This is a genomic window from Streptomyces fagopyri (genome assembly GCF_009498275.1).
GTDB classification, from domain to species: domain Bacteria; phylum Actinomycetota; class Actinomycetes; order Streptomycetales; family Streptomycetaceae; genus Streptomyces; species Streptomyces fagopyri.
In genome coordinates, this window is the sequence record NZ_CP045643.1 from 4,572,355 (window position 1) to 4,585,872 (window position 13,518).

The following is a 13,518-nucleotide window of genomic DNA, read 5'->3' on the forward strand; positions in this document are numbered from 1 at the left end:
ACGTTCGTAGCCATGTGTGACGCGCGCCACACACCGCACATCAAGGGCACCTTAGCGCCCGGTTCGGAACATGAGTGATGATTCGTCACTGCCGTACGTCGGACATGGGAGAACTTCCCCGGCGCCGCCCGCCCCCCTCACCGCCCCCGCCCCCCTCGAACGGCCCACCCCGCTGGTCCCGGGGCGGGGGTCCGTCGAGGGTGGGGGCATGGATGCCGCGGGCGAAGAGCTGCCGTTCGAGGATCTGACCGACTTCGAGAACGCGGATCGCGGGTTCATCGCGGCCCTGGTTCCCGGCGTGGTCCGGGACGCCGAGGGGCGGGTGGTCCATGACGCGGACGCCTACGCGTTCCTCGCGGAGGACTGTCCGCCGACCGCGCACCCGAGTCTGTGGCGGCAGGCGCGGCTGTGCGCGCGGCAGGGGCTGTACGAGGTCACCGAGGGCGTGTACCAGGTGCGCGGGCTCGACCTGTCGAACATGACGCTCGTCGAGGGCCGCGAGGGTGTGGTCGTGATCGACCCGCTGATCTCGGCGGAGTGCGCCGCCGCCGCCCTCGCCCTCTACCGCGAGCACCGCGGACCGCGCCGTGTGACCGGGCTCGTCTACACCCACTCGCACGTCGACCACTTCGGCGGCGCCCGCGGTGTGCTGCCGCACGACAGCGACAGCGGGGTGCCGGTGCTCGCGCCCACGGGCTTCCTGGAGCACGCGGTCAGCGAGAACGTCTTCGCCGGAAACGCGATGCTGCGCCGGGCCGTGTTCATGCACGGCGCCCGGCTGCCCGCGGGGCCGCGCGACCAGATCGGCACCGGCCTCGGCACCACCACCTCCACCGGCACCGTCACGCTCATCGCCCCGAACGTGGACGTCACCCGGACCGGGCAGGAGGAGACGGTGGACGGCGTGCGGTTCGTCTTCCAGCTCACGCCGGGGACGGAAGCGCCCGCCGAGATGAACTTCCTGCTGCGCGACCAGCGCGCGCTGTGCGTGGCCGAGAACGCCAGTCACACCCTGCACAACGTGCTCACCCTGCGTGGCGCGCCGGTCCGCGACGCGCGCGTCTGGGCCCGCTACCTCGACGAGACCGTCGACCTGTTCGCCGACACGTACGACGTCGCGTTCGCCTCCCACAACTGGCCGACCTGGGGGCGCGAGAACATCGTCCGGTTCCTGGGCGAGCAGCGGGACCTGTACGCCTACCTGCACGACCAGACCCTGCGCCTCCTCAACAACGGCCTGACCGGCCCCGAGATCGCCGAGGAGCTGCGGCTGCCGCCCGCCCTGGAGCGGTCCTGGCACGCGCGCGGCTACTACGGCTCCCTCAGCCACAACATCAAGGCCGTCTACCAGCGGTACATGGGCTGGTACGACGGCAACCCGGCCCACCTCTGGGAGCATCCGCCCACCGAACTGGCGGCCCGGTACGTGGAGTTGGCGGGCGGCCCGACGGAGGCCCTGGTGAAGGCGCGGGCGTACGCGGACAACGGCGACCTCCGTTTCGCCGCCACCCTCCTCAACCACCTGGTCTTCGCCGACCCGTCGGACAGCGCCGCCCGGGAGACCCTCTCCGGCGTCTACGAGCGGCTCGGGCACGGCGCCGAGAACGGCACCTGGCGCAACTACTATCTGACGGCCGCCCTGGAACTGCGCCGGGGAACGGCCGACACTGACATCGACACCGCGGGTTCCGAACTCACCTCCGCGCTCACCGTGAGCATGCTCCTCGACTCGCTCGCCGTCCGTGTCGACGGCCCGCGCGCCTGGCACGACCACCTCACCCTCGACCTCGTCGTCACCGACGAGCAGCGGCGCCACCGCGTCAACCTCCACCACGGCGCGCTGACGCACCGCGGCATGCCGGTCCACCACGTCCCGAAGCCGCACGCGGGACTGACCCTGACCCTCACCCGGCCGGAACTGCGCGCCGTGCTGGAGGGCCGGGGCCTCGCGGGCATCGAGACGGACGGCGACCCCGCTCTCCTGGACCGCCTCCTGTCGTACGCCACCGAACCGGACCGGGCGTTCCCCGTCGTGACCCCGTAGCCCATCGGTCCGCCGGCTCGTCGGTCCGTTCCCTGTCGTGACCCCGTGGCAGCGCTCCACGGCCCCCTGAGGGCGCCCTGCGGCCCCGTGGAGGCCCTGCGAGGGGTGCGGGGGCGCCGAGGGGCGCGGGGACGGCCCCGCACCCCCGTACACGCGACGGCGGTCAGAGCGGTGGCTGCGCGGGGGCCGGGCCCAGGGTGGTCGTGCCGGGAGCCGTGCGGTGGCCCAGGCCCGTGCGGTACGCGTCGAGGGCCGCCTCCACCCGGCCGGTGCGGCGCAGGAGGTCTCCGAGCAGGCGGCAGAGATCGGCCAGGTCGCCCGCCGCGCCGGCCCGCTCCAGCAGGCTCAGCGCCCGGACGTAGTGCTCCTCCGCCGTCTCGGTGTCCCGGGCGTCCTCGGCGATGATGCCGAGCAGCCGGTGCGCGCCCGCCGAGTGCACGGCGCCGCGCTCGGGGCTGAGGTGGCCGAGCACCTCGTGGAGGAGGACGGACGCCTCCGCCGACTTGCCGCGCCGGTGCAGCACGTCCGCCAGCTCCACATTGACCTGGCTGGTGTAGAGGGCGGCCCGCTTCGCCGAGAGCATGACCTGCGCCTCGCGCAACTCGCCTTCCGCGCGCTCCAGTTCGCCGTTCTGCGCGTACAGGTATCCGCGCATCCAGTGGCAGTTGGCGAGCTCCGTGCGGATCTGGAGCTGGCGGTACAGCTCGGCGGCCTTGGCGAGGGAGGCGTCGGCCTCCGCGATCCGGCCTTCGGCGATCATCGTGCGGGCCACCGAGCGGTGCATCCGGGCGACGAGCGCGGGGTCCCCCACCTGCGGGGCGAGCGCGAGCGCGAACTCGGCGGCCTGGGCGGCGCGGGCGTGCGCGCCCATGTCCATGTAGGGCGCGATGACGCCGGTGTAGAGAAGCAGGAGCGCGTCCGGGTCGTGCATCCCGGTCCGGTTCAGCTCGTCCAGCGTGGACTCGAACAGGTAGCAGGCGTAACGGAGTTCACCGGCCAGGTAGTGGGAGACGGCACGGCCGCGCAGGGCGGGCACCCGCTGGGGCAGCGGAGCGTCCCCGAGGCGCTGCTCCGACGCCTCGAACCGTTCCCTGGCGGTCTCCAGGTTCCCGTTCTCCAGGGCGCATTCGCCGAGCCCGAGCAGCGCCGCGGCCTGCTCGGCGACGAGTCCGTGGGTGTCGGCCTCCGCGAGGAGCACCGTGTACTGCTCCGCCGCGACCTCGGCCTCGCCGGTGGCGAGTGTGCGCTGCGCGTCGGTGAGCCGCAGCCGCAGATCGGTGGCGAGATGGGCCGGCCGGCCCGTCGCCACCTCCTCGTACGCGACCCCGAGCCGCTCGGCTATGTGCCGCAGCGCGGGCTCGGAGGCGCGTACCCTCCCCGCCTCCAGCGTCGAGATGTAGGCGGGCGTGTACGCCGGTTCCGCCAATTGTTTCTGTGTCAGCCCGCGTTCAGTACGCAGCTGCTGGACCCTGCGCCCGATGACCTCCGGGCCGTCACGCTCCGCCATGGATTAAGCATGCCATTAAGTCCACTTAACCCGAGACGACTTTGACTAATATCCAACTCCCCTTGCGCCCCTTGCTCTTTGGTGCTCCGAGCCCCTACGTTAAGCGACGGGTTAAGCCTGCTTAATACGCCGCTGTTGTTGCGAGGTCGCCGTGCTCCGACGTATTTCCGCGCGCTACTCCAGAGTGCTCGGTGCGGCGCTCATCGCCGTGGCCGCGCTGGTCCTGGCGGCGAACGCGGGTCCGGCCAGGGCGGCCGATCCCTCCCCGGCCCTCCACCAGCAGGGCACCGCACACACGGAGACGGCGTACGGCGACGTCTCCTCGCGACCGTAATGCCCGCGGTGGCCGTGGGCCGGCGGCCCGCCGCCGGCCGAGGGGACCCGCCGGTCCGCCGGCCTCCGCACCCGCCCCTCACCGGACCCCGGCTGTTCTCGTCGTCCTCCTGGCTCACGTAGTTCCCGCAGCTCCCGCAGTTCCCGTTGTCCACAGGTGTGGACGGACGGGCCGCACACGGCCTCCGGTCGTCGACGGCGGCCTTCGCCGACGCCCCCGCGGGACCCGACCGTCCGGACACCGCGTCCTCCCCCGCGGCGGACGGCGCGAACGGCCGCCGGCGGAACTCCCCCCGTTCCGCCGGCGGCCTCTACCCTGACCCGGTGAACTCCCCTGCCGCACGTACCGCGCTGGATCTCACCGCCGACCTCCCGGTCCCCGCCCTGGAGGACTTCTACCAGGACCTGCACCGGCACCCGGAACTGTCGATGCGGGAGCACCGCACGGCCGCCGCCCTCGCCGACCGTTTCCGCGCGGCCGGGTACGACACGGTCACCGGCATCGGCGGCACCGGGGTCGTCGGGATCCTGCGGAACGGACCGGGACCCACCGTCCTGCTCCGCGCCGACATGGACGCCCTGCCGGTCCAGGAGGAGACCGGGCTGCCGTACGCGTCCAGGACGCCCGGCGTGATGCACGCGTGCGGGCACGATCTGCACGTCACCTGGCTGGCGGGCGCGGCGCAGGCGCTCTCCGCCGGGCGCGACACCTGGTCGGGCACGCTGCTGGTCCTCGGACAGCCCGCCGAGGAGACCGGCGAGGGCGCGGCGGCGATGATCGAGGACCACGTCTACGAGCGGTTCCCGCCGCCGGACGTGCTGCTCGCCCAGCACGCGGCGCCCGGTCCCACGGGGCTCTACGCGCACCGGCCCGGTCTCATCATGTCCGCCTCGACCGACGTGGACATCGTCGTGCACGGGCGGGGCGGACACGGCTCGCGCCCGGAGTCGACCGTCGACCCGGTCGTCACCGCCGCGTACCTGGTCACCCGGTTGCAGACCGTCGTCAGCCGGGAGATCGCGGCGCGTGAACAGGCCGTCCTGACGGTGGGACGGATCGAGGCCGGCACCCGCCACAACATCATCCCCTCCGAGGCCCGGATCGCCCTCAACCTCCGGACCCAGTCCGACGAGGTACGCGAACGCATGATCACGGCGATCCGGCGGATCGCGGCCGGCGAGTGCCTGGCGGCCGGCTGCCCGCGCGAGCCCGACATCACGGTGGGCAACAGCTTCCCCGTGACCGTCAACGACCCGGACACCGACCGGCGGATCGCCACGGTGCACGGCGAGGTCTTCGGCACCGGGACGATCCTCGACCCGGGTCCGGCGATGGGCAGCGAGGACTTCCCGAGGCTCGCGGAGGGAGGCATCCCGTACTCCTACTGGTTCGTGACCAGCACCCCGGCCGAGGTCTGGGACGCCGCTCCGGGCGACGACCTCATGGAGAAGTTCGCGGCCGTGCCCAGCAACCACAGCCCGCGCTTCGCGCCCGACCCGCGCACCCTCGCGCCGGGCGTGCGGACGCTGGTGTCGGGGGCGCTCGCCTGCCTCACCGGTCCGGAAGGATCCGCCTGAGCGCCGTGTCCAGTGCGGCGGCCAGCTCCGCGTCGCCCGGCGGGTGCTCGCCGAAGAGGCGGCCCAGTTCGGTGGCGAAGGTCTGGGTGAAGGCCCCGTAGAACGGGGTGCGGGGGCGCTGCACGGCGCGCCGCAGCGCGGGCAGCAGGATGGTACGGGCGTACCGGGGGCGGCCGTGGTCGTCACGCGGCATGCGGTCGGCGCTCTCCGCGGGCGGTGACGCCGGCGGAGCCCCCGGGGAAGCGGAGTCAGCGGGGGAGGAGGGGGAGGCGCCGGGGGGCCTGGCCGTACCGCAGGTCACCCCGTCGTCCAGGTAGGCGGATTCCCGGGTGGCCGCGAACCCCGCGTCGAGCAGACAGCGTTCGCTCTCCGCGCTGGTCAGGAAGCCGATCAGGTCCTTCGCCTCGGCGGCACGCCCCGGCGACCGGGTGGTCACCGCGAGGTTCTGGCCGCCCAGCACCGCCCGGCCCGGCAGCGGGGCCACCCCGACCTGCGCGTCGCCGAGCGACTGGTGCAGGGTGCGGTACGCGTACGGCCAGTGGCGCAGGAACGCCGTACGGCCGTCGGCGAAGTCGGTGAGCGACTCGGTCTCGTCGGAGCGGACCGCGTCGCCGAGCGTGTACGCGGCCTGGGCACGGGCGCGCAGTTGTGCCACCCCCGCGGTCAGTTCCGGCACGGTCGCGGTGTAGCGGCCCCGGTCGTCGGTGAGGGCGGCACCGCCGTCGGCCGACAGGAACGCCTCGACGGCGTTGACCGTGCGGCCCTCGTAGGGGCCGAGCTGTGTCGTCCAGCCCTTCTCGTAGTCGCCCGGCCGCCGCGCGCCCGGCGCCTCGATGGTGTCGGTCAGGTCCCGCAGCCGCTGCCAGCTGACGCCCCGGCTCAGGTCGGTGTCCCGGATGTGCGCCTGCTCCAGATAGTCGCGGCGGTAGTAGAGGAGCCCGACATCGCTGTTGAACGGCACGGCGTAGACCTGTCCGTCCCAACGCGCGGTGCTCGCGACCGACTTGATGACGTCGCCGCCGACCAGGCGGTCCGGCAGCCGGCTGATCAGGTGCGCCGCCGCGAACTCCGGCACCCAGGTCACGTCGAGGTTGACGACGTCGTACTGCGCCCCGCCGGACTGCAGCGCGCCGAGGAGCTGGCTGCGCTGTTCGTCGGCGGAGCCGGGGAGTTCGACCAGACGGGCGTGGACACCGGTGTGCTTCTTGTCCTGCCGGGCGTTCCACGCGTCTATCAACTGCTGCCGGATGCCGCCCTTGCCGGTCACGTCCCGCCCGCTGGCCACGATGATGTCCCCGGGGCCGGCGGGGGAGACGGGCACACCGGACGGCGTGGGACCGCCACCGGTGCAGGCGGCGGTCAGCAGGAGCGCCAGGGCCAGCCCGCACCCGTACATCCGCCGCCCCGCCGTGCCCGCCGCGCGCGTGTGCACCCGCCCCTTCGTCACTCGTCCCCCGTTCCCGTGCGCGCGACCTCGTTCCGCAGTTCCGCGACGAGGTCGCCCGTGGTGTCCAGACAGCGACCGCCGCTCGCCTCGGACATCCGCAGGTCGGGACCGCCCTTGGCACAACCGCCGCTCTCCAGGGCCGCCATGACCACCGGAACGCCCTGGTCGTGGAGCGGCCCGAGCAGTTCACCGAGGTGATCGTGCGCGGTCAGACGGTTGTTGTCCTCGTCGTCCGTGAGGTAGACGATCAGCTCGGGACGGTTGTCGTCCCTGCCCTTGCGGGCCATGGTGTCCAGCGCGGCCCCGAGCGCGGCGTACGGATCGGCCTCCGCGTCCCGCACGACGGCTCCGCGGTCGACGGCGCGCTCGGCGTCCTGCCGCCGGTGCGGGCCGAACGCCAGGATCTCGGTGTAGGGGCGGCCGCCCGGCGAGGCGACGGACCAGATCCCGTACTCGTCCCGGCCGCCGAGCCCGGCGAGCGACTGTTTCAGGATGCCGGGAGCGCCGCCCGGTCCCTGCCACAGGTCGGCCATGGAGCCGGAGCTGTCCAGCAGGAACAGCACCCGGCCCGGCCCGTTGGCGTTGCGGTACCGCTTCAGGGCCGTCTCCATCGCGTCGGCGCCCGCCGCCCCGGGGGACGGGCCGGGATCGGCGATCAGCCCGGAGCCTGCGACCCGCGAGGAGAGCAGGGCGTGGGCCCCGGACGGCGAGCGGAAGCCCTCCTTCGCGAAGACCGCGAGCCCTCCGCCCGGCCCGCCGCCGGTGCCGTGCCGGTCCCCGCCGCTCCCGCCGCCCGTGTCCGTGTCCGTGTCCGTGTCCGTGAGCCACTCGTGGAACGACCGGACCGCCTCGTCCCGCGCCGCGCGGTCGGCGTCGCCGCCCATCCAGCGGACCCGCACGAAGAGCGGGGCGAGGGCCGGCACGTCGTCGGGGTACTCGGCCATCCGCAGCGTGCGCGTCGTCCCGGCGCAGCCGACACCGCTCACCATCAGGAACTCCGGTACCAGGGCCGCCGTACCCCGGTCGGTGTCCGCGTTGCCGGGCAGTGTGCAGAGCAGGTCACCGGCGGTGGGAGAGACCGGACCGGTCTGGTCCACGCTCTTCTCGGCCCGGCTCACGTCGGACGTCCCGGTGCCGTACAGGCCGATCGTCGCCAGCAGCGCGGAGTCCGTGTACGCCGGGTCCGGGCGCCGTACCTCGGCGCTCCCGTCCCGCCGTGTCAGCTTCTGGCGCAGGCCGGTGAGCGAGTCGCCGGTACGGTCGGCGACCGAGGCCTCGGCGATCTCCTGCGGCACGGACAGCACCACCGGGGAGTACGCGAAGGGGGCCGCGTCCGGCTCCAGCCACACATAGCTGCGCTGGAGGCCGGCGGGGCGTGCCCGGGCCGCCGTCGCCGCCGTCGCCGGTATCCAGATGTCGGGCTGGGGCCCGATGTCGCGCTGCGGGTCGACGTCGTCGCCGACCGGCCGCTGCCAGGGGTCCGACTGGTCGCGCAGTCCCGCCACCACGTCCGCCGAACCGGCGCCGTACACCGTGATCCCGCTGCGCCGGCAGCCGTCGTGCGTGGTGTTCGCCCGGGAGGTGAGGTAGGTGTCGGCCGCCTTGCGGACGGTGGACTCCAGGTCGGGATCGGTGAGCAGGCGCAGTTCCAGGGGCGGCGCGCAGGCCGCTGCGCCGGACCCGCCGTGACCGAGGACCAGATAGCCCGTGAGACCGAGGACGGCGACAGCCAGGCCGGTGACGGCGGCGGTGGTACGGCGGGGCCAACGGCGCGGCGAGCGCCACGGTCCGCGCGGGCGTGGGGTCCGGCCGGGCGGCCGGGGGTCGCCCGGTCCCGTGGGCCGGTACCGGACGCGAGGCGCACGGACGCGGGTCCGCGCGGCCCGGACGGCGCCGGCTGTCGCGGCGAGGGCGCCGCGGATCCGGAGCCGGGCCGGCGCACCCGGCCCGTGACGGGCCGGGTGCGCGACCGCCCCACCGGACCCGACGAGTCCGGCGGATCCTGCGGAACCAGTGGATCCGGTCGATCCGGTCGATCCCGGCGTCCCGACGGCGCCGGAGCCGACCGTCCGGACCGCCCCGGCGCCGGTCTCCCCGCCGGACGCGGTGGCCCCCGGCCGGACCGCCAGCAGCACGTCCACCGCCGGGTTCTCCGTACGGCTCTGCGGTTCCCAGGGCTCCCCGCGCTCGGTGCGGTGGTGGGCGGACATGTACACCCTGAGCGCCTCCGAGAGGGCCAGGAAGTGGATCTCGTCGCCCTGTCCCTCGACGCCGTCCGTCAGCAGGTGCACCAGCCGGGCCGTGAACGGCGTGGGGGTGTCGCCGTCGCCCGCGTCGACGCGGTGGTTGGCCTGCACGCCCATGAGCACGGAGACGCGCCGTCTGATGTCGGGTCTCTCCACCGCCTCCCACACGCGGGCCGCGTTGCCCGCGTTGCAGCAGTCGAGGACGACCACGATCCGCTCCGCGTCGCTGTTGGCGAGGATCCTCAGCACGTTGGTGAACGGGGCGGCCCCCTCGAACCCGGCCGTCCCGCCCCGGACGACCTCCGCGTCCCGCATCTGCAGCCACAGCTCGTCGCCGGCGCTGGGCACGGCGGCGTGTCCGGCGAAGTAGACCAGGAGCAGCCCCTCGGCGGCGTCGACGGCGGTGCGCAGCGCCTTGCGGAACTCCCCCAGCACCGGGGAGTCCTCCACGGTGATCTCGTGAGGCGCGACGACGCCGCCCCGCTCCAGCGCGCGGGCGAGCAGCGTGAGGTCGTGCACGACGGCGGGCAGCGGGCTCGGGACGCCGTCGCGGTGCTCCGGCCGCGTGAACTCGTACGCGGACACCCCGACCAGCAGAGCCCGGTTCACTCGTCCGCGCGGGTCGAAGCGGTCCACCCGACTACCTCTCGTCGGGGTCCACGGAATCGACGCGGGCCTCGGGCGGATCGCCGTTCTCCACGGAGCCTCGGTTGTCCCGCCAGGCCCGCACGGCGCCCTTCACCTGGGCGAGCAGCTCCTTGAAGAGGATCTCGGCGCCCGCGCCGATCAGCACCAGCACGATGTCCATGCCGACGCCCATCGGCGTGCCCCGCGCGTCGGTCCCCGCGCGCTCCTCGATCCTGAGGTCGCCCCTCCTGACCAGCTCCTCCAGCGGCTTCTCGCGCTCCAGCCACTTCTTCAGCGCGCCGACGTCGCTCTCGCTCGCCGTCCCGTCCAGACGCACTCGGACGGCCCGGGCCGCCACGCCCTCCCCCTCAGCAGTCATGACTCACCATCATGGCACCGGAGCACGCGTCCGGGGAGGCTCTCGACCGGGGCGGCACGGCACGGGCACCGCACACGCGGGGAGCGGGTGCTCCCCGTCGCCGCCGGCACGCCCGGGTCTTCGCCCACTCGTCGACCGCGTCTCGGGGGACGTGCGCAGGACCGGGACGCCCGGACGGCGCGGGCATCACAGGCGGCATGGGCGTCGCGGGCGACACGGCCGGCACGGGCCGCATGGGCGTCGAGAGGGCCGGGGCGGGCGGCACCGGCGGCACGTGCGTCGTGAGAGCCGGGGCGGGCTGTCACACCTGTGCCTCCAACAGGCCGAGCCGGCCCCGCACATGGTCCAGGGCGCCCTGCCGGCGTCCCGGCACGCGCAGCCGCAACCCGGCCAGCGCGAGCCCCAGTTCACGGGCGCGCGGCGGGTCCTCGACACGGCCCCACTGGTGGTGGGCCCGGTCCACGGCCGACTCCACGGACGGGGCGTCGGCGGGCTGTCCCGCGTCCAGGCGGGCGGTCGCCACCGCCAGCCAGACCCGGCAGCTGCCGGCCGCGTCACCCGCGAGCATCGCCAGGTCGGCGCGGACCTCCGCCCAGTGCAGGGCCTGCTCGGACGCGGCGCCCCAGGCGCGGACCGCCTCCTGTTCCCGGCGTCCGGCCAGCGCCGCGGCCTCGTCGTGCCGGCCCGCCTGCGCTGCGGCGGTGATCGCGGCGTGCGGGTCCGGCGCCGCGGGCAGCCGCGGGTCCACGGCCAGCACGATCCCCGGCCGCCCGCCCTCACCGTCCGTGCGGGCCAGCGCCTGCTCGTGCAGCGTCCGCGGTGCGGGCCGGTGGCCGCTGCGCAGGATGGTGGCGACGGCCTTCATGTACGCCGGGGACGCCACCGTGCGCCGGGGCGGCGGCGGGGCGACCCTGCCGTACAGGCCCACCCCCGTCCCCACGGCCAGGGTGCCGCCGGCGAGGTACGCCCAGCTCTCCGCGTCGGCGTGCAGGTCGACCAGGAGCGTGGTGGTGCCCGGCGGGCGCAGCCGGAGTTCCTCGGTGATCCAGTGCCAGGGGAAGGCCGTGTAGCGGACGGTCGCCGGGGTGGTGCGGGCCAGCGCGAGGTGGGGCAGGCGCTGGCGGCGGTCCAGTTGGAGCTGGCCGGTCACGAACAGCGTCAGCGGGCCGGGGGCCGTCGCCGCGGCCCGCAGCCGGGTCAGGACGGCCTGCGGCTCCAGTGGGTCGGCCAGTTCGACCACGTTCGCCGTGTCCGTGCCGGACAGCACCGCGGGGGAGACGGCCGCGAGCACGGGGAGCACGGACGCCGCGTCCACCAGACACCCCCGGCCCACTGGCGAGGCCGCGAGGAGCAGCACGGTTCCGGGCATGGTTCCCTCCCCCATCGATCACGTACGCCAGCACCGTAACCGCTGCGCCTGCAAAGGGAGGAAGACAGCCGGGCAAACGCCCTCCTATGGCTGGCTTCTGCCGCTGCCCATGGTGGCCTCGCCCGGCCGCCGCCGTACCGCGAAGATCGTCGTGTCGTCGGAGAGGTGTCCCCCGCAGTGCCGCAGCGTGCCGTCGCGGACGAGTTCGACGAGGCGTTCCGGTTCGGCGGTGGCCGGGTCCGCGCAGAGGGCGCCGGCGACGCGTTCGCGGAGCGGGAAGAACACACCGTTCGCGTCACGGGCCTCGGTCACGCCGTCCGTGACCAGGAGCAGGGTTTCGCCGGGTGCCAGCACGGCCGTCAGGACGAGGGGCCGGTCGGCGGTCAGGGCGGCCAGGCCCAGCGGCAGACCGTGGCCCGGCGGCAGGTCGCGTACGCCGTCGGGGGCGACGACCAGCGGGGGTTCGTGGCCGAAGTTGACGAACTCGACGGTGTCCCGGTCGTCCTGGGGGAAGCCGACGAGGATGCCGGTGGCGAAACGGTCGCGGTCGTCGCTGCCGAGCGCCGCCCGGTAGCCCACGTGCCGGAGCATGCGCACCTCCAGCCGGTCGGCGACCGTGTCGAGGGCGGGCTCGTAGAACCCCGCCTCCCGGAACGTGCCGAGCAGCGCGGCCGCCGCCTCCACCGCCCCGAGTCCCTTGCCCTGGACGTCGCCGAGCAGCAGCCGGGTGCCGCGGGGGCCCGGCTGGATGTCGTAGAAGTCGCCGCCGACCCGGGCCTCGCTGTCCGCGGAGAGGTACACGGCCGCGTGGTCGAGGCCTCCCCAGGCGGCCGGCATCGGGCGCAGCACGGTGCGCCGGGTCGTCTCGGCGACGTCCAGCATGTGGAGCATGCGCCGCTCGCTGCGGACCCGGACGACGCAGGCCAGGATCGCGAGGAGGCTGCCCAGGGCGACGAGGATGAGGTCGGGCAGTCCGTTGCGGTACTGGTACGACCAGGACCTGTCGATCACGAAGTAGGTGAGGATCGAGAGGCACGCGAAGACCGCCGTGCCCCATACTCCGCAGATCGCCGCGGCGATGCCCGGTACGAGCACGATCCAGGAGATCATCCGGAACTCGCCCGAGGTGTTCCAGTCGGCCGCCGCGATACCGCCGAGCAGCAGCGCGGGCGGCACCCACGCGACGCTGCGGCCGCGCAGTCTCAGGAGTTTCTGCCGCTGGACGGCGTCGTCCCGCCGGGCCGGGGGCGACAGCGGGCCGAACACGGGTTGCCAGTCACCCACCTCGCCTCACCGCCTGTCCTTGTCGGCGTGTGACGGATGTCAGTACGCCACCGACATCCGGGCACGCGGGTGGGTGGGCGTCTCCAGCTCGTCGACGAAGGCGACCGCGTAGTCCTCGGCGCTGATCCGGCTGTTGCCGTGGTCGTCGGTGAGCATCCGGTCGCCGCCCGTCCGGAACCGGCCGGTGCGCCGGCCGGGGCCGATCTCCGCGGCGGGCGAGACGTAGGTCCAGTCGAGGTCGTCGACGGTGCGGTAGTAGGTGAGGGCGTCGCGGTGGGCGCGCGCCTCCGCCAGCACGGCCTCGGGGAAGCCCGGCTGCTCGCAGAGTTCCTGTCCGGGCGCGACCTCCAGGCTGCCCGCGCCGCCGACGACCACGAGCCGTGCGACACCCGCCGCGCGCACACCCTCCACGAGCGCCCGGTTGAGGGCGAGGAAGGGGGCCGTGAGGTCCGTCGCGTCCCTCGGCGGCACGCACGCCGAGGCGACCGCGTCGGCGTCCGCCACCAGCTCGGTCACCTTCGCCACGTCGGCGGCGTCCGCGGCGGTGGCCGTGACCCCGGGCACCGGGGACTGCCCGGACCTGCTGACCGCCAGGACGTGGTGACCTCGCTCCGATGCCTCCGTGGCGATCCGGCTGCCGACCATGCCGGTGGCGCCGAAGAGTACGAGCTTCATGGGAGTCAGCGAAACACGGGGCCGGAGCG

10 protein-coding genes are annotated in these 13,518 nt (G+C 74.3%); 3 read left to right on the top strand and 7 right to left on the bottom strand.

The features are described from left to right. The first annotated feature begins 208 nt into the window (after positions 1–208). Positions 209–2,044 (top strand): alkyl/aryl-sulfatase, encoded by a 1,836-nt coding sequence (locus GFH48_RS19625; protein ID WP_153289500.1) that lies wholly within the window; start codon positions 209–211, stop codon positions 2,042–2,044. A gap of 163 nt (positions 2,045–2,207) precedes the next feature. On the opposite strand, the gene GFH48_RS19630 is transcribed toward GFH48_RS19625, so the two are convergent. After that, positions 2,208–3,551 carry a helix-turn-helix domain-containing protein gene (locus tag GFH48_RS19630; protein WP_153289501.1) on the bottom strand — a complete coding sequence of 448 codons (1,344 nt, stop codon included), beginning with the start codon at positions 3,549–3,551 and terminating at the stop codon, positions 2,208–2,210. Between the two features lie 151 nt (positions 3,552–3,702). Between GFH48_RS19630 and GFH48_RS19635 the strand changes: the two genes are divergently transcribed. Next, on the top strand, positions 3,703–3,885 hold the full coding sequence (locus GFH48_RS19635; RefSeq protein WP_153289502.1) for a hypothetical protein: 183 nt from the start codon (positions 3,703–3,705) through the stop codon (positions 3,883–3,885). Positions 3,886–4,208: 323 nt separating this feature from the next. Then, positions 4,209–5,462, top strand: coding sequence for an amidohydrolase (locus GFH48_RS19640; protein WP_153289503.1), 1,254 nt, complete (start codon positions 4,209–4,211; stop codon positions 5,460–5,462). Here the strand turns inward: GFH48_RS19640 and GFH48_RS19645 are convergent. The 6 genes from GFH48_RS19645 to GFH48_RS19670 form a co-directional block, all read right to left on the bottom strand. Then, entirely contained in the window at positions 5,437–6,858 is a 1,422-nt protein-coding gene (locus GFH48_RS19645) for an extracellular solute-binding protein (RefSeq protein WP_153293011.1), read from the bottom strand. The genes GFH48_RS19640 and GFH48_RS19645 overlap by 26 nt on opposite strands. Before the next feature lie 47 nt (positions 6,859–6,905). After that, complete coding sequence (locus GFH48_RS19650) at positions 6,906–9,791, bottom strand: substrate-binding domain-containing protein (protein WP_153289504.1); 2,886 nt, start codon at positions 9,789–9,791, stop codon at positions 6,906–6,908. A 4-nt stretch (positions 9,792–9,795) separates the two neighbouring features. Further along, positions 9,796–10,161: a hypothetical protein gene (locus GFH48_RS19655; protein ID WP_228120734.1), complete on the bottom strand. Its 366-nt coding sequence runs from the start codon at positions 10,159–10,161 to the stop codon at positions 9,796–9,798. Positions 10,162–10,462: 301 nt separating this feature from the next. Continuing rightward, complete coding sequence (locus GFH48_RS19660) at positions 10,463–11,530, bottom strand: hypothetical protein (protein ID WP_153289505.1); 1,068 nt, start codon at positions 11,528–11,530, stop codon at positions 10,463–10,465. 84 nt (positions 11,531–11,614) lie between these two features. Next, complete coding sequence (locus tag GFH48_RS19665) at positions 11,615–12,814, bottom strand: PP2C family protein-serine/threonine phosphatase (RefSeq protein WP_153289506.1); 1,200 nt, start codon at positions 12,812–12,814, stop codon at positions 11,615–11,617. Between the two features lie 39 nt (positions 12,815–12,853). After that, on the bottom strand, positions 12,854–13,489 hold the full coding sequence (locus GFH48_RS19670) for an NAD(P)-dependent oxidoreductase (protein ID WP_153289507.1): 636 nt from the start codon (positions 13,487–13,489) through the stop codon (positions 12,854–12,856). Between the last annotated feature and the right edge of the window lie 29 nt (positions 13,490–13,518).